At 70.2% G+C, this 13757-nt stretch carries 18 protein-coding genes; 9 read left to right on the top strand and 9 right to left on the bottom strand.

Annotated elements, in window-relative coordinates; all coding sequences use genetic code 11:
• Positions 1-41: 41 nt before the first annotated feature.
• From L324_RS30540 to L324_RS30550, 3 genes are read right to left on the bottom strand one after another with little or no spacing between them, the layout of a single operon-like run.
• A complete protein-coding gene (locus L324_RS30540; protein ID WP_037316798.1) occupies positions 42-1169 on the bottom strand; it encodes a bifunctional RNase H/acid phosphatase in 1128 nt (375 codons plus the stop codon).
• Positions 1166-1903 carry a zinc ribbon domain-containing protein gene (locus L324_RS30545; RefSeq protein ID WP_037316801.1) on the bottom strand — a complete coding sequence of 246 codons (738 nt, stop codon included), beginning with the start codon at positions 1901-1903 and terminating at the stop codon, positions 1166-1168. Before L324_RS30545 ends, L324_RS30540 begins: the two co-directional genes overlap by 4 nt.
• 15 nt (positions 1904-1918) lie before the next feature.
• On the bottom strand, positions 1919-2740 hold the full coding sequence (locus tag L324_RS30550) for a Nif3-like dinuclear metal center hexameric protein (protein WP_037316804.1): 822 nt from the start codon (positions 2738-2740) through the stop codon (positions 1919-1921).
• A 31-nt stretch (positions 2741-2771) separates the two neighbouring features.
• Here L324_RS30550 and L324_RS30555 point away from each other — a divergent pair, with 31 nt between their 5' ends.
• Positions 2772-3329, top strand: a complete 558-nt coding sequence (locus tag L324_RS30555; protein WP_037316807.1) for a chorismate mutase — start codon at positions 2772-2774, stop codon at positions 3327-3329.
• Between the two features lie 94 nt (positions 3330-3423).
• Here the strand turns inward: L324_RS30555 and L324_RS30560 are convergent, their stop codons facing one another.
• Positions 3424-3744: a hypothetical protein gene (locus tag L324_RS30560; RefSeq protein ID WP_037316811.1), complete on the bottom strand. Its 321-nt coding sequence runs from the start codon at positions 3742-3744 to the stop codon at positions 3424-3426.
• Between the two features lie 130 nt (positions 3745-3874).
• On the opposite strand from L324_RS30560, the gene L324_RS30565 reads away from it, so the two are divergent.
• The 4 genes from L324_RS30565 to L324_RS30580 all read left to right on the top strand — a co-directional run bounded on the left by L324_RS30565 (position 3875) and on the right by L324_RS30580 (position 6597).
• On the top strand, positions 3875-4336 hold the full coding sequence (locus L324_RS30565) for a low molecular weight protein-tyrosine-phosphatase (protein ID WP_037316814.1): 462 nt from the start codon (positions 3875-3877) through the stop codon (positions 4334-4336).
• Between the two features lie 23 nt (positions 4337-4359).
• Positions 4360-5181, top strand: a complete 822-nt coding sequence (locus L324_RS30570; protein WP_037316897.1) for an SURF1 family cytochrome oxidase biogenesis protein — start codon at positions 4360-4362, stop codon at positions 5179-5181.
• Positions 5182-5235: 54 nt separating this feature from the next.
• A complete protein-coding gene (locus L324_RS30575) occupies positions 5236-5856 on the top strand; it encodes an FMN-binding negative transcriptional regulator (RefSeq protein ID WP_037316817.1) in 621 nt (206 codons plus the stop codon).
• Between the two features lie 135 nt (positions 5857-5991).
• A complete protein-coding gene (locus tag L324_RS30580) occupies positions 5992-6597 on the top strand; it encodes a TIGR03086 family metal-binding protein (RefSeq protein WP_037316819.1) in 606 nt (201 codons plus the stop codon).
• Here L324_RS30580 and L324_RS30585 read toward each other — a convergent pair.
• The 5 genes from L324_RS30585 to L324_RS30605 form a co-directional block, all read right to left on the bottom strand.
• Positions 6497-7768 (bottom strand): RNA polymerase sigma factor, encoded by a 1272-nt coding sequence (locus L324_RS30585; RefSeq protein ID WP_051174167.1) that lies wholly within the window; start codon positions 7766-7768, stop codon positions 6497-6499. The two genes, L324_RS30580 and L324_RS30585, sit on opposite strands and share 101 nt — an antisense overlap.
• Entirely contained in the window at positions 7765-8151 is a 387-nt protein-coding gene (locus tag L324_RS30590) for a YciI family protein (RefSeq protein WP_037316822.1), read from the bottom strand. The genes L324_RS30585 and L324_RS30590 overlap by 4 nt, the downstream gene beginning before the upstream one ends.
• A 74-nt stretch (positions 8152-8225) precedes the next feature.
• Positions 8226-9044, bottom strand: coding sequence for a class I SAM-dependent methyltransferase (locus L324_RS30595; RefSeq protein ID WP_037316825.1), 819 nt, complete (start codon positions 9042-9044; stop codon positions 8226-8228).
• Between the two features lie 82 nt (positions 9045-9126).
• Entirely contained in the window at positions 9127-10068 is a 942-nt protein-coding gene (locus tag L324_RS30600) for a cobalamin biosynthesis protein CobD/CbiB (RefSeq protein WP_037316903.1), read from the bottom strand.
• A gap of 52 nt (positions 10069-10120) precedes the next feature.
• On the bottom strand, positions 10121-10792 hold the full coding sequence (locus tag L324_RS30605) for a FadR/GntR family transcriptional regulator (RefSeq protein ID WP_037316828.1): 672 nt from the start codon (positions 10790-10792) through the stop codon (positions 10121-10123).
• Positions 10793-10919: 127 nt separating this feature from the next.
• On the opposite strand from L324_RS30605, the gene L324_RS30610 reads away from it, so the two are divergent.
• The 4 genes from L324_RS30610 to L324_RS30625 all read left to right on the top strand — a co-directional run bounded on the left by L324_RS30610 (position 10920) and on the right by L324_RS30625 (position 13729).
• Positions 10920-11414 carry a gluconokinase gene (locus L324_RS30610; RefSeq protein ID WP_037316831.1) on the top strand — a complete coding sequence of 165 codons (495 nt, stop codon included), beginning with the start codon at positions 10920-10922 and terminating at the stop codon, positions 11412-11414.
• Positions 11411-12778, top strand: coding sequence for a GntT/GntP/DsdX family permease (locus L324_RS30615; protein WP_037316834.1), 1368 nt, complete (start codon positions 11411-11413; stop codon positions 12776-12778). The genes L324_RS30610 and L324_RS30615 overlap by 4 nt, the downstream gene beginning before the upstream one ends.
• A gap of 118 nt (positions 12779-12896) precedes the next feature.
• Positions 12897-13223 carry an ArsR/SmtB family transcription factor gene (locus tag L324_RS30620; RefSeq protein ID WP_037316906.1) on the top strand — a complete coding sequence of 109 codons (327 nt, stop codon included), beginning with the start codon at positions 12897-12899 and terminating at the stop codon, positions 13221-13223.
• Positions 13220-13729 (top strand): SRPBCC domain-containing protein, encoded by a 510-nt coding sequence (locus tag L324_RS30625; RefSeq protein WP_037316837.1) that lies wholly within the window; start codon positions 13220-13222, stop codon positions 13727-13729. Before L324_RS30620 ends, L324_RS30625 begins: the two co-directional genes overlap by 4 nt.
• The last annotated feature ends 28 nt before the right edge of the window (positions 13730-13757 follow it).

Here is a 13757-nt window from a genome sequence, read left to right on the forward strand (position 1 = left end):
ACACGTCATATCCAGGCGTGATCCGCGCCACATTTCCCGAGCTAGGACAAATGCGAGATGTCGTTCACCAGCCGGACCGACGCGTTGCCGTCCGGATAGAACTCGACGATCGACAGCGAAGCCAGGTCCAGATGCAGGCGGAACAGCAGCGACGGCCCGGCGTCGAGGCCCATCCGCAGCAGCGCCTTGATCGGCGTGACATGACTGACCAGCACGAGCGTCCGGCCACCGTACTTCGCGAGCAGCTCGTCGCGGGCCTTGCGGACCCGGCGGTGGACGCCGTCGAAGCTCTCCCCGCCCGGCGCGGGGATCGAGGTGTCGGACAGCCAGCCGGTCTGGAATTCGGGATCGCGGTCCATGGCCTCCTTGAAGGTGAGGCCCTCCCAGTCGCCGAAGTCGGTCTCGATCAGCCCGGGGTGCGTCTCGACCCGGCCGCCGAGCGCGTCCGCGATCGCCTGCGCGGTCTGCTGGGTGCGGATCAGCGGCGAGGCGATGATCGGCGCGGCTTCACCGTCGACGACCAGGCCTTCCATCGCGCCGAGCCGTTTCGCGGCGGCGGCGGCCTGCTGCTTGCCGTGCTCGGTGAGCGGCACGTCACCGCGGCCGGAGTAGCGCTTCTCGACCGACATCGCCGTCTGGCCGTGCCGCACGAGGAGCAGTTTGGTGGGCGTCCCGGTGGCGCCGGTCCAGCCGACCGGGCTGGACCTGTCCTGCTTCACCGGCTTCGGCGCCTCCGCCTGCGTCGCGGTCTGGGCGCCGTCACGTCCGGCGTCCATCGCCTCGTTCGCGAGCCCGTCGGCGTGCGAGTTCTCCGCGCGCGGAATCCACTCGTAGTGCACCCGCGAGAACCGCGCCGCCAGTTCCCTGGCCTCGGCGTTCAGCGGCTGCATCGACGGGTGCTTGACCTTCCAGCGCCCGGACATCTGCTCCACCACGAGCTTCGAGTCCATCCGGACGTCCACTGTGGACGCTCCGAGCTCGGCGGCCGCGGCGAGTCCGGCGATCAGGCCGGAGTACTCAGCGACGTTGTTGGTCGCGATGCCGACGTAGGCCTTGCGCTCGGCGAGCACCGCACCGGTGTCCGCGTCCTTGACCACGGCGCCGTAGCCGGCGGGCCCGGGGTTGCCCCGCGAACCGCCGTCGGCCTCGACGAGTACGTGGTCGGTCACAGGCCGGACTCCAGCGTGCGCACCAGGATGGCGCCGCAGTTCTCGCACTGGATGACGTTGTCCTCGGGGGCGGCCTTGATCTCGGCGATCTCGCGGCGGTCGATGTCCAGCTGGCAGGCACCGCAGCGGCGGGCCCGCAGCAGCGCCGCGCCGATGCCCTTCTGCGCCCGGACGCGTACGTAGAGCTTGATGAGGTCGTCCGGGAAACGCGGCAGGAGCTTGGCGCGGTCTTCGTCGCGGCGCGCCTGCGTGGTGTCGAAGTCGGCGAACTGCTCGTCGCGGCGGCGGATGGCTTCGGCGACCTCGTTCTCGGCCTTGGCGACCTCGGCGCTGGTGCGCTGGGCGTCGAGTTCGAGCGCCTCGCGGCGTTCCATCAGTTCGAGCAGGTCGTCCTCGAGCGCGGACTGACGCCGGGTGAGGCTGTTCAGCTCGTGCTCGATGTCGGCCATCTGCTTCGCCGCGACGGAACCGGATTCGAGCAGCTTGCGGTCGCGGTCCCCGCGGGCGCGCACCGACTCGATCTCCTTCTCCTGCCGGGCGATCTCGCGGTCGAGGTCGGACGCCGCGGTCTGGACCGAGACCAGCGCGTCACGTCGTTCGCGGACGGTCTTCTCACCCGCGTCGATCTCGGCGATTTCGGGGAGGGTGCGGCGGCGGTGGGCGGTACGCGAAAGTTCGGCGTCCACCTTCGCGAGTTCGAGCAGCTGGCGCTGGATGGCGGGGTCAGCCTTCACGGTGCTCCTTGATTCTTAGTGCTCGGTTCGGGTGGCCCGTAGCGTCCACGGGTCGGTGCACCTCGTGGAGACGTGAAGGTCGACGTTACCCGCAAACGCGGCGCGGACGACGGCCGAGGCTTGCTCACACCACGGCCATTCGCTCGCCCAGTGCGTGACGCCGACCAGGGCGGGGACTTCGGCGATGTCGGCGAGGTGCTCGCCGGCCGGATGGTGCCGGAGATCGGCGGTGACGTACGCGTCGACCCCGGCGGCGGTGGCACGCTTGAGATAACTGTCGCCGGACCCGCCGGAAACGGCGACGCGGCGGATCGGGCGACCGGGATCACCCGCGCCGTAGACGCCGGGTTCCGTACGCGGCAAGGCGTTCGCGACGCGTTCGACGAAGGCGGAGAACGGTTCCGGCGCGGGCAGTTCGCCGATGCGGCCGATGCCGGTGACGCCGTCCTCGCGGGGGTCGAGCGGGCCGAGGACGGTCAGGCCGATGGCCTCGGCGAGCGCGTCGGAGACACCGGGCGACGCGGAATCGGCGTTGGTGTGCGCGCAGTAGAGGGCGACGCCGGCGCGGATCAGCCGGTGCACGAGGCGGCCCTTGGTGCTGTCGGCCGGGACGCCGTGGACGCCGCGCAGCAACAGCGGGTGATGCGCGACGATCAGCCGCGCGCCGCCGTCGATCGCCTCGTCGACGGTCTCTTCGACCGGGTCGACGCAGAACAGGACCTTGTCCACGTTCTCGGCCGGGTCGCCGCAGACGAGTCCGACGGCGTCCCACGATTCGGCGAGTTCGGGCGGGTACGCCTGCTCCAGGGCGGCGATGACTTCGGCTAACGCGGGCACCCGGGGATTTTCGCATGTAGCGTTTCCGGGCATGCGACTTCGGGTGCTCTGCGCGCTGCTCGTGGCCGGACCGCTGGCGATGCCCGCCCCCGCCTCGGCGTCATCCGGTTTCTGGACGCTGACCGATCTGTCCGCTCAGCGCGTGGAGATCGCCGACAAGGTCGCGGCCGCGAAGTTCGGCACGCCGTCGCCGATCGACGACCCGGCGCGCGAACAGCAGATCCTCGACTCGGTCGCGGCGAAGGCACCCGGCCTCGGTCTCGACGCCGGCGACGCGGTGCGGTTCTTCCGCGACCAGATCGAGGCGAACAAGCTCGTGCAGCGCGGCCTGTACGCGCGGTGGACCGAGGACCCCGGCTCGCGGCCGCCCGAACGGCCCGACCTGGCGACCGAGGTCCGGCCGGTGATCGACCGGCTCAACGCGGGCCTGCTCACGGAACTCGCCCAGACCCGGGACGCGCGGGCGCGACGGTCCTGCGAGGCGCGGCTCGGGGTCACAGTGCGGCTGGTGGACGCGCGGCGCGAGCTGGACCGGCTGCACTCGGCCGCGCTCGGCGACGCCGTGCGGTCGGCCTGCTCGCGGCCGTGACCTCGGGGGGGAGCAAGGGACCTTTGCTATCGCCTGACCCGCTGACCTGCGAAAAGAGAGCAAGGGACCTTTGCTGTCGCCCCCGCGCCCCGGGTCACTCCAGCGCCTTCGCGTCCTTGTTGACCGCCCAGCGGCCTGCCGCGCGCATGACCCGGCCCGTCCACATCATCGCCCGGTACGCCTTCGTCGTGTGATCGGGGACGTCGGGGTGGTCTACCTGATAGGGCGCGACGGACGCGCTCGACCGGAGGTGCAACGGCATCCTGGTCATCGCCTCTTTCGGCGATCTCGCCTGGACGAAGTGGTGCTCCGACAGGATCCGCCCGACCTCGTAGGGATGCGGATGCTTGACGGTGATGCGGTACCAGCGAAGCCCGGTTGCCGGGGATTCGACGGTGGGTGTTGGTGCGCTCATACGCGACCTTCCTGCGTGTTTCTCTCCAGGAGGTCTACTCCCGCTTCGTCCCGGCTTTCCAGCTTCGCGCGCCCGATAGCCGTTCGGAGCCGGTGAGCGGTCGATCTCTCTCTGCGTTCACACTGATCAGGTGCTGCACATCGTCTTCGTCTGCTCCGGCAACATCTGCCGCTCACCGATGGCCGAACTCGTCTTCCGCGCGAAGGCCGAGGAAGCCGGTCTCGACCACCTCGTCCAGGCGTCCAGCGCGGGCACCGGCGGCTGGCATGTCGGGGAGGCCGCCGACAAGCGGGCCCGCGCGAAGCTGGCGGAACACGGTTACCCGACCGGCCACGTCGCCGCCGAGGTCGACCGCGGGCATCTCGCCGCCGACCTGCTGCTCGCCGCGGACGAGAGCCACCTCTCCTTCCTTCGGCGCAAGGTGACCGACCCGGCGAAGGTCCGCTTGCTGCGGGAGTTCGATCCGTCCGCGCCCGAAGGCGCCGAGGTCCCGGACCCGTACTACGGCGAGGACGACGGTTTCGAAGACGTCCTCGGCATGATCGAGCGGACCGTTCCGGGCCTGCTCGAGTGGGTGCGCGCACACGCCTGAAGCGGACCGCTTACCGTGGTGGGGTGCGGTTGAAGTTCCTGCTACGGCCCGGCTGGCTGGCGTTGACGTTGGTGGTGTTCACCTTCGCCGTCTGCTGCTTCACCCTGCTGGCGCCGTGGCAGTTCTCCCGCAACACCGAGCGCGAGCATCAGAACGCGGCGCTGCGGGAGTCGTTCACCGGGCAGCCGAAGTCGCTGGACGAACTGCTTCCCGCGGGTGCCGCCCCTGATCAGCGCACCGAATGGCATCTGGTCGCGATGAAGGGCACGTACCTTCCCGAGGGCGAGGTCGTGGCCCGTCTGCGCTCCGTACAGGGCGAAGCGGCCTTCGAGGTCCTGACACCGTTCCGGACCGTCGAGGGCACCGTGGTGCTGGTGGACCGCGGGTACGTGCGGCTCGACGCGAAGTCGCGCGCCCTGCCCTTCGCCCCGCCGCCCACCGGGGTCGTCGACATCATCACGCGGGCGCGTCACGACGAGAGGGACGGGAAGAACCGCGACGCCTTCGCCGACGAGTCGACCGGCGGGAAGCTGCAGAGCTACGTCGTCGATTCCCAGGTCGTCGCGCGGGCCGCGAAACTGGACATCCGGCCGGGGTACTTCCAGCTCGACGTGAACCAGCCCGGCGTGCTGGGCGCGCTGCCGCTGCCGCAGACCGACGCGGGGCCGTTCTTCTCCTACGCGCTCCAGTGGATCGCGTTCGGGGCGATGGCGCTGCTCGGCTGGCTGTACTTCACCGTCCGCGAGCTGAAGCCGGGCGGCGCGCTGACCACGGAACGGCCGCAGCGCCGCAAGAGCGTCGCGGAGATGCTGGCCGAGGACGAACGCTCCGAAGTGGCCACCTGATCTGACGCGAAACTGGACCTTTTATAGGGCCATTCCGCGTGCTCATACTCGATCATGCTGATTCACCCGTGGGACTCCGCCCACGACGACGCCGAATGGCGGGAGTGGCTTTCCGAACACGACTTCGGCCAGCTGATCGCCGGAGGCAAGGGCCGTGACCTGCCGATCGTCAACCCGGTGCACTTCGTCTACGACGGCGCCCGCACGGTCCTGCTGCACCTCGCGCGCCCCAATCCGGTCTGGCCGCTCCTGGAGGAGCACCCGCGCGCGCTGCTCTCGGTGACCGACGACCACACCTACATCCAGTCCGGCTGGAACACCCCGGCCGACCCGCCGCACGGCGTCCCGACGTCGTACTACGCGTCCGTCCAGCTCGAATGCGACGTCCGGCTGGTCGACGGCGCCGAGGAGAAGGCGGCGCTGCTGGACCGGCAGCTCGCGCACTTCGAGCCTTCCGGTGACCGTGTCGCCGTGAGCGCCACCGAGGCCCCGGACAAGCGGCTGCTCCCCGGCATCCGCGGGGTCGAGCTGACCGTGACCGGGGTGCGGGCGAAGTTCAAGTTCGGCGGGAACAAGCAGCCCGCCGACCGGGCGCGGATCGACGCGGAACTGGAGCGGCGCGGCGGTCCGATGGACGGGCGGGCACGGGCTCAGCTGGCCCGGCGGGAGCGATAGCAAAGGTCCCTGGCTCTCTTTCCGCAGGTCAGAGAGCCGGGCGATAGCAAAGGTCCCTTGCTCCCCCTCCGGTGTCGAGTCGCGCCCCTCCCGTTCGTCCTCGGGGTGCACGACATCTCGAGGAAGGGAACAGACATGGAAACGATGGAGTCGTACCGGCACGCCCAGGACGGGTTCGACGCGGTCCTCGCGGCGGTCCGGCCGGATCAATGGGACAAACCGTCGATGTGCTCCGAGTGGTCGGTGCGCGACGTCGCCGGACACGTGATCTGGGGCCAGCACCAAATGCGTGCCTGGGCGACCGGTGAGGACTACAAGGAACCGGCGGGTGCGCCGGGCGCGCCGCATCCGGCGGTGCTGGCCGGAGCCGATCCGCTGCGGACCTGGCGGGCGGCGCGCGAGGAGTCGGTCGCGGCGCTGACGCCGGACACACTCGCCAGGATCACCTCGATCACGGGGATGGGCGAAGTCCCGCTGGCCGCGATCGTCACCCTCTTGATCACCGATCACGTCGCCCACACCTGGGACATCGGGTACGCCCTCGGGATGGACGTCCGGACCGCTCCCCCGCTCGTCGACGTCGCCTTCGAATGGGCTCGCGCCCATGTCGTGCGCCGTCCCGGGTTCTTCGGGCCGGAGCTCACCCCGCCCGAGGACGCCGACAAGCTGACCCGGTTGCTGGCGTTCCTCGGCCGGGCGGCTCGGCAGCCGGGGAATCGAGTGACCGCAACCGTCCACTGAGGAATCGCCGGTCGCCGGGGGCGGTGGCGAGGTCATGCGCGCGGCGGTACGCGGCGATCGCCTCGTCGCGCCTGCCGAGACGGCGAAGCAGATCCGCGCGTGCGGAGTGGAACAAGTGGTAGCCCTCCAACCCCCCGATCCGGTCGATGAGCGCGAGCCCGTCCTCCGGCGTCGTGGCCATCGCGACGGCGACCGCGTGGTTCAGCGCCACCACCGGCGAGGGCGTCAGCGCCAGCAGTTCACCGTAGAGCGCGGCGATCCCGGGCCAATCCGTGTCCGTTGTGGACGGTGCCTGCGCGTGGAGCACCGCGATGGCGGCCTGGAGCTGGTAGGGCCCGGGCGCCCCGTGGCGCAGCGCCCGGTCGAGGACGCCGACCGCTTCGGCGATCTCGCCGTGATCCCATCCGGACCGGTCCTGATCCTCCAGCAGGATGACATCGCCGGCGTCGTCGCGGCGGACGGCGGACCGCGAGTCGTGCAGCAACAGCAAAGCGACCAAGCCGAGCGCTTCGGGCTCGTCGGGCATGAGGGCGGCCACGAGCCTGCCGAGCCGGATCGCCTCTCGCCGCACCACCGCGTCGTCAGCGGTGTAGCCCTGCGTGAAGATCAAGTACACGACCGACAGCACGCCGGACAGCCGCTCGGGCAGCAGGTGGTCGGCCGGGACCTCCAGGCCGATGCCTGCGTCGCGGATCTTCCGTTTCGCCCGCACCAACCGCTGCGCGAGCGTCGCTTCGGCGACCAGGAAACACCGCGCGATCTGCGCCGCGGTCAGCCCGGCGACGGCCTGCAGTGTGAGCGCGACCCGTGCCTCCTCGGCCAGCGCGGGATGGCAACAGGTGAAGATCAGGCTCAGCCGTTCGTCGCCGACGGCGAGCAGCCGTTTGTCGTCGAAGTCGGACATCGTCGCCTCCACCGGCGCGGCCGCCTCTTCCTGTTTCTCCCGGCCGAGCCGGGCTCGCCGCAGCCGGTCGATGGCGCTGTTGCGCGCGACCGTGAGCAGCCAGGCGACCGGATCGTCCGGCGGCTCGGACCAGCGCCGCAGCGCCTGCGCGCACGCGTCCTGCAACGCGTCTTCGGCGAGTTCGAAGTCGCCGAGGGCGCGGACGAGCGCGGCGAGCATCCGGGCGCGGTGTTCGCGGAAGACCCGCTCCACCACGTCGGCCGTCATTCCGCGGCGGCCACCGGGTCGGACGGCCGGTGATCCAGCCCCGGCACACCGGCGATCGGCCGCACCTCGATGGAGCCTTCGCTCGCCAGCGGACAGAGCGCGGCCAGCTCAAGGGCTTCGTCGAGGTTCCGGCAGTCGAGGACGTAGTAGCCGCCGAGGTGCTCGTGGGTTTCCACGAACGGCCCGTCGGTGACGAGCGTTTTACCGCCCCGCACCTCGACGACGGTCGCCGTGCTCTCCGGCCGCAGCGGATGCCCGCCGACGAAGGCACCGCGGCGGCGGCATTCGTCGGCGAAGGCATTCACCCTGGCCAGCGCATCGGGAAAGGCGGGGTCCCCGGGCTCCGGCCGCTTGCAGTTGTAGATCAGGAGCAGATATCGCACGGGTCCTCCAGCCGTCCGAAACGGATCGTTCGCAGAGGATGACGAACAGGGAGACGGTAACTCGACAGCCGGGCTCAGACCGGCCAGCTGAGGGTGACCAGTTCGCGACCCGAGGAGCCGAGATCCGGCGGTACCGCCGGGTCGACCCCGAGGTCCAGTAGGGCGGCCTCGACTTCGGACTCGGCCTTCAGAGGAAGACAAAGCCTCCTTCGCGTGACATCGACCAGCTCCGCGAAGGTGGCGTACTCGGCTTCGGGCTCTCGACGCCATCGCTCGACTTTGGGTTCAACGCCCAGTTCGGCCAACGCGGCGACGCAGTCCTCCGCGGTCGGCCCAGCCGGGCGTTCGATGCCGTGGAAACGCCGCCACAACGGGTTCAGCTCGGTGAGCGGATGCGCGGCCGCGATTTCTGCGATCACCGTCCGGCGGGCGGACGCGGTCAGCGCCCGGACGAAAGGGCCCAGGTCGACGACGTTGTAAAGGACGTTCCCGCAGACGACCACGTCGGCGGCCCCCGCCTGCCCGGCCTGCTCTGGCCAGCGGCCTTCGACGACGCGGGCGGTCGTGCCGAGCGTGCGCGCGCGGGCGGCGAAGTGGGCGAGCAGTTCGGTATCCGCGTCGACCGCCGTGAGCGCCCGGACCGGCGCCCGGCCGAGCAGCGGGAGGCTCGTCGCCCCGGCGGCGGCGCCGACATCGAGGACGGTGCCCGGGGTGGCCAGCGCCGCGACGGCGGCGGCGTGGGTCGCGCCCGCCGGCCGGGCGATCTGGGCGTCCGCCCGACGGATGAACACCTGACGCGGGAGCACCCAGGGCGATTCGGGCGCGCCGCTCAGGATGTCGTCCGGAATCGCCCACGCGGCCAGGTGCTCCGCCCAGCGCTGGGTCGCGGTCATCGGCTCTCCTCCTGGGCGACAGCAAAGGTCCCCTGCTCCCTTTACGCAGGTCAGCAGCCTAGGTGATAGCAAAGGTCCCTTGCTACCGGCGCCGCCGCCAAAGACCGACGACAGCGGCCAGCACCACCGAGCTGAGCGCGCCCAGCCACCCCACCACCCGCGAAAGCTCCACGGCCCGCGTCACGTGCCCGGCGTCCGGGTTGCGGCCGATGCCGAGCACCGGCAGTTCCTCGACCCCGTGCGGGTACACCGTCCGCCCGCCGACCCGGATCTCCAGCGCCCCGGCGAACGCGGCCTCGACGCGGCCCGCATTCGGGCTCGGATGCGCGGTCGTGTCCCGCCGCCATGCCCGCCACGCGCCGCCCGCCGAACCACCGACGACCGGGGCCGCGAGCACGGTCAGCCCGGCCGCGACGCGGGTGGGCACGAGATGGACGATTTCATCCAACCGGGCGACAAACCACCGGTACCGCTCGGGACGGCCCCGGCCCAGGCCGCGCAGCAGGCTGATCGCGCGCGAGCCGAGCAGACCGGGCGCGCCCGCGAGTGCGCCCCACACCAGCGGCGCGACGACGACGTTCGCGGTGTTCTCGGCGAGCGTCTCCACCGAAGCGCGCGAAAGTCCGATGACGCCGAGACTGTCGGCGACGCGGGGGTCCAGTGTGGACAGTGTGGTGCGCGCGGTTTCGAGTTCGCCCTCTTCGAGATCCCTCGCCAGCGACGTGCCGTGCGCGGCGAGACCGGCGGCGCCGAGAACGGCCCAGGTGGTCACCGCGGTCGTGGTCGCCTGCAGGACGGGGCTGCGCCGTCCGGCGCGTTCGGCGAGGGCGCCCGCCAGCACGGCGGAACCCGCCAGACCACCGGTCCAGAGCACGCCTGCCGCCGGATGCTTCGACCGGACCTTCGCGTCCACCGCGGCGGCCGCCCTGGCGAACGCCGTCACCGGGCGCCGGGACCGGGGATCCCCGATCGCCCCGTCGGCCGCCACCCCCAACACCAAACCGATCGCGCGTGCCGCGCTCACCGTCGCCCCCTGCATGCAGTTCCCTCGAAGACCTGCAGAGATTACTCGAAGATCATCCGTCCAGGAGGACGGCCATCTCGTCGCGTGCCTGGCTGACGATGTCCCGCATGGCACGTTCGGCCCGGTCAGGGTCACCGGTGTCGACGGCGGCGGCGACCTCGACGTGCAGCGCGACGGCCTCGGGCTGCGGCTCCTCCGGCATCAGCCCGTGCCCGGTGCGCCCGGCGAGCACCTCGGCGACGACCGCGGAAAGCTGCGCGAACATCGGATTCCGCGACGAGGAGAGCAGCAGGTCATGGAAGGCGACGTCGTGGCCGAGGAAGGTCACGAGATCCCGCCGGTGCGCCGTCTCCTCCAGCCGCTTGGCCAGCGCGCGCAGGCGGCCACCCTCCTCCGGCGTCGCCCGCAGCGCGGCGAACCGGGCCGCGCTCGGTTCGACGGCGGAGCGCAGCTCGGTCAGCGTGCGCAGCGCGGTCTTCCGTTCGGTGCCGTCGAGCTGCCAGCGGATGAGCCGCGGGTCGTAGTGGTTCCACTCCCCAGGGTTGCGGACGATCATCCCGACCCGGCGCTTACTGCTGGTCAGGCACATCGTCTCCAGTACGCGGACGACCTCGCGCGCCACGGTGCGCGACGCGCCGAAGCGCTCCTGCAGCTCCTCGGACCGCAGCACCGAACCCGGCGCGAACTCCCCGTTCGCGATCGCGGAGCCGAGCGCGTCGAGCATTTCGGCATGCCTGTCATTGCCCACCTGGGAACCCTAGCGTTCTGATTCGATTAAGTAGTACTTCATATTGCTTAAGTAGTACTTTTGAGCTGTACTCGTCCCGGCTACAACGACGTGGGAGGTACGGATGACCGTCATCGTGGTGATGGGCGTTTCCGGCTCGGGCAAGACGACCGTGGGCACGGCACTCGCCGAACGCCTCGGCGTCGACTACGCCGAAGCGGACACGTTCCATCCGAAGGCGAACATCGACAAGATGAGTTCCGGTCACCCGCTGAACGACGAAGACCGGCAACCCTGGCTCGAAGCCATCGCCGCCTGGATCTCCGACCACCAGTCCTCCGGCGGCGTCGTGACCTCCTCCGCGCTCAAGTACCGCTACCGCGACGTCCTGCGCGGCGGCGGCGACGTCTGGTTCCTGCACCTGCACGGCGACCGCGCCCTGCTCGCCGACCGGATGAAGACCCGCTCCGGCCATTTCATGCCGGTGTCCCTTTTGGACAGTCAGCTGGCCGACCTCGAACAGTTGCGGCCGGACGAATCCGGCCTCGTCGCCGACATCGCGCACACGCCGGAAGAGATCATCGCCTCCGCCCTCTCCGCTCTCGAGGACCGCAAATGACCACCACCCTCGCCGCCGCCTGGACCGGACACGACACCCGCCTCATCGGCGCGACGGTGCTCGCCATCGCCGTGATCGTCGTCCTCATCACCAAGGCGAAACTGCATCCGTTCCTGGCCCTGATCCTCGGCTCGGGCGCGCTCGGGCTCGCCGGCGGCATGCCGGTGGACAAACTGATCAAGAGCTTCAGCTCCGGCGTCGGCTCCACCGTCGCCTCGGTCGGCGTGCTGATCGCGCTCGGCGCGATGCTCGGCAAGCTGCTCGCCGACTCCGGCGGCGCGGACCAGATCGTCGACACCATCCTGCGCCGCGCGGGCGACCGCACGCTGCCCTGGGCGATGGCGCTGGTCGCCGCGCTGATCGGGCTGCCGATGTTCTTCGAGATCGGCCTGGTCATGCTGATCCCGGTGATCCTGCTGGTCGCCAAGCGCACCGGGAAACCGTTGCTGCTGCTGGGAATCCCCGCACTCGCCGGGCTTTCGGTGCTGCACGGCCTCGTCCCGCCGCACCCCGGCCCGCTCGCCGCGGCGGGCGCGCTGAACGCGAACGTCGGCCTCACCCTGGCCTTCGGTCTGCTCATCGCCATCCCGACGGTGATCATCGCCGGACCGCTGTTCGGCAGGCTGGCCGCGAAAATGGTCCCGGACGCCGTCGCGCCGGAACGGCTCGTCCCGGAATCGACTTCAGGGGACGGCCGCCGCCCCGGCTTCCTCGCGACACTCTCGACAGTGCTGCTGCCGGTCGTGCTGATGATGGGCAAGGCGCTCGCGGACATCCTGCTGGACAAGGAAAACCACCTCCGGCGCGTACTCGACTTCATCGGCGACCCGCTGGTGGCCCTGCTCGCCGCCGTCCTGCTCGGCATGATCACCCTCGGCCGCGCGGCGGGGTTCACCCGCGACAGGATGTCGTCCACCATCGGCGATTCCCTGCCGCCGATCGCGGGGATCCTGCTCATCGTCGGCGCGGGTGGCGGCTTCAAACAGACCCTCGTAGACGCCGGGGTCGGCAACGTCATCACCAGTCTCGCGACCGGCGCGAATCTGTCGCCGCTACTGCTCGGCTGGCTGGTCGCGGTCGCGATCCGGCTCGCCACCGGTTCCGCGACGGTCGCGACCGTGTCCGCGGCAGGCATCGTCGCCCCGCTCGCGGCGACCATGGATCCGTCCCACAGCGCGCTGCTGGTGCTGGCGATCGGTGCCGGGTCGCTGTTCTTCTCGCATGTCAACGACGCCGGTTTCTGGCTGGTGAAGGAGTACTTCGGGCTTTCGGTCGGGCAGACGCTGAAGAGCTGGTCGATCATGGAGACGGTCATCTCCGTGGTCGCGATCGCGCTGATCCTGCCGCTGGGCGCCCTTCTATAGCCGAAGCCCCTGCGCGTGAAGGCCCCCTTCCCTCGGCTGAGCCGAGGGAAGGGGGCCTTCACGCGCTTCAGGGAACTCCCGGTTGACATGTGACCTTTTGGTCACCTATTCTTTCGACGTGCCCGACGACGACCTGGTTTTCAAGGCCCTGGCGGATCCGACCCGCAGGTTCCTGCTCGACCAGCTGTTCGCGCGTGACGGCCGCACGCTGACCGAACTCGAGTCCGAAGTGGACATGAGCCGGTTCGGTGTGATGAAGCACTTGAAACTGCTCGAAGAAGCCGGACTTGTCGTCACGCGCAAGGAAGGCCGGGAGAAGAAGCATTTCCTCAACCCGGTACCGATCCGGCAGATCCACGACAGGTGGATCGACAAGTTCACCGAGCGCAACGTGACCGCGTTGCTCGACCTCAAAGCCGAACTCGAGAACGAGGAGCCCTCATGACCGACACCCAGGTCTACCGCGTCTACATCAAGGCCACCCCGGAGAAGATCTGGGACGCCATCACGAAACCCGAGTGGTCGCAGAAGTACGGCTACTCCGGCTTGGTCGACTTCGACCTGAGGCCGGGCGGCAAGTTCGCCACCCACCCCACGCCGGACTACGTCCAAGCAGGGTTCACCAGCGACCTGGCCGACGGCGAGGTCCTGGAGGTCGACCCACCGCGCAAGTTGGTCATCACCTGGAAACTGCACATGGACTCCGCCTTCGACAAGGAGCCGTACACCAAGCTCACCTACGAGATCGAAGAGACGAAGACCGCGGGCACCCGGCTGACCGTCACCCACGACGTCACCGGCGCGCCGTGGACGGCCGCCCTGGTCAACGGCTCGCAGGAGGACATCACCGCCGGGCCGGGCGAGAACGCCGGTGGCGGCTGGGCATGGATCCTGTCGGACCTCAAGTCGCTGCTGGAGACGGACGCCCCGCTCGTCCCCGCCGCCTCCTGAGCCGGGAGCTGAAGGGCCCTTTCCCCGC

Source organism: Amycolatopsis orientalis DSM 40040 = KCTC 9412 (genome assembly GCF_000478275.1).
Classification (GTDB): domain Bacteria; phylum Actinomycetota; class Actinomycetes; order Mycobacteriales; family Pseudonocardiaceae; genus Amycolatopsis; species Amycolatopsis orientalis.

Excerpts from the sequence above, each read along its gene's own strand:
- L324_RS30555 (WP_037316807.1), top strand. The coding sequence starts at position 2,772 with ATGCGACTTCGGGTGCTCTGCGCGCTGCTCGTGGCCGGACCGCTGGCG.
- L324_RS30560 (WP_037316811.1), bottom strand. The coding sequence starts at position 3,744 with ATGAGCGCACCAACACCCACCGTCGAATCCCCGGCAACCGGGCTTCGC.
- L324_RS30575 (WP_037316817.1), top strand. The coding sequence starts at position 5,236 with ATGCTGATTCACCCGTGGGACTCCGCCCACGACGACGCCGAATGGCGG.
- L324_RS30580 (WP_037316819.1), top strand. The coding sequence starts at position 5,992 with ATGGAAACGATGGAGTCGTACCGGCACGCCCAGGACGGGTTCGACGCG.
- L324_RS30585 (WP_051174167.1), bottom strand. The coding sequence starts at position 7,768 with ATGACGGCCGACGTGGTGGAGCGGGTCTTCCGCGAACACCGCGCCCGG.
- L324_RS30595 (WP_037316825.1), bottom strand. The coding sequence starts at position 9,044 with ATGACCGCGACCCAGCGCTGGGCGGAGCACCTGGCCGCGTGGGCGATT.
- L324_RS30605 (WP_037316828.1), bottom strand. The coding sequence starts at position 10,792 with ATGCTCGACGCGCTCGGCTCCGCGATCGCGAACGGGGAGTTCGCGCCG.
- L324_RS30610 (WP_037316831.1), top strand. The coding sequence starts at position 10,920 with ATGACCGTCATCGTGGTGATGGGCGTTTCCGGCTCGGGCAAGACGACC.
- L324_RS30615 (WP_037316834.1), top strand. The coding sequence starts at position 11,411 with ATGACCACCACCCTCGCCGCCGCCTGGACCGGACACGACACCCGCCTC.
- L324_RS30625 (WP_037316837.1), top strand. The coding sequence starts at position 13,220 with ATGACCGACACCCAGGTCTACCGCGTCTACATCAAGGCCACCCCGGAG.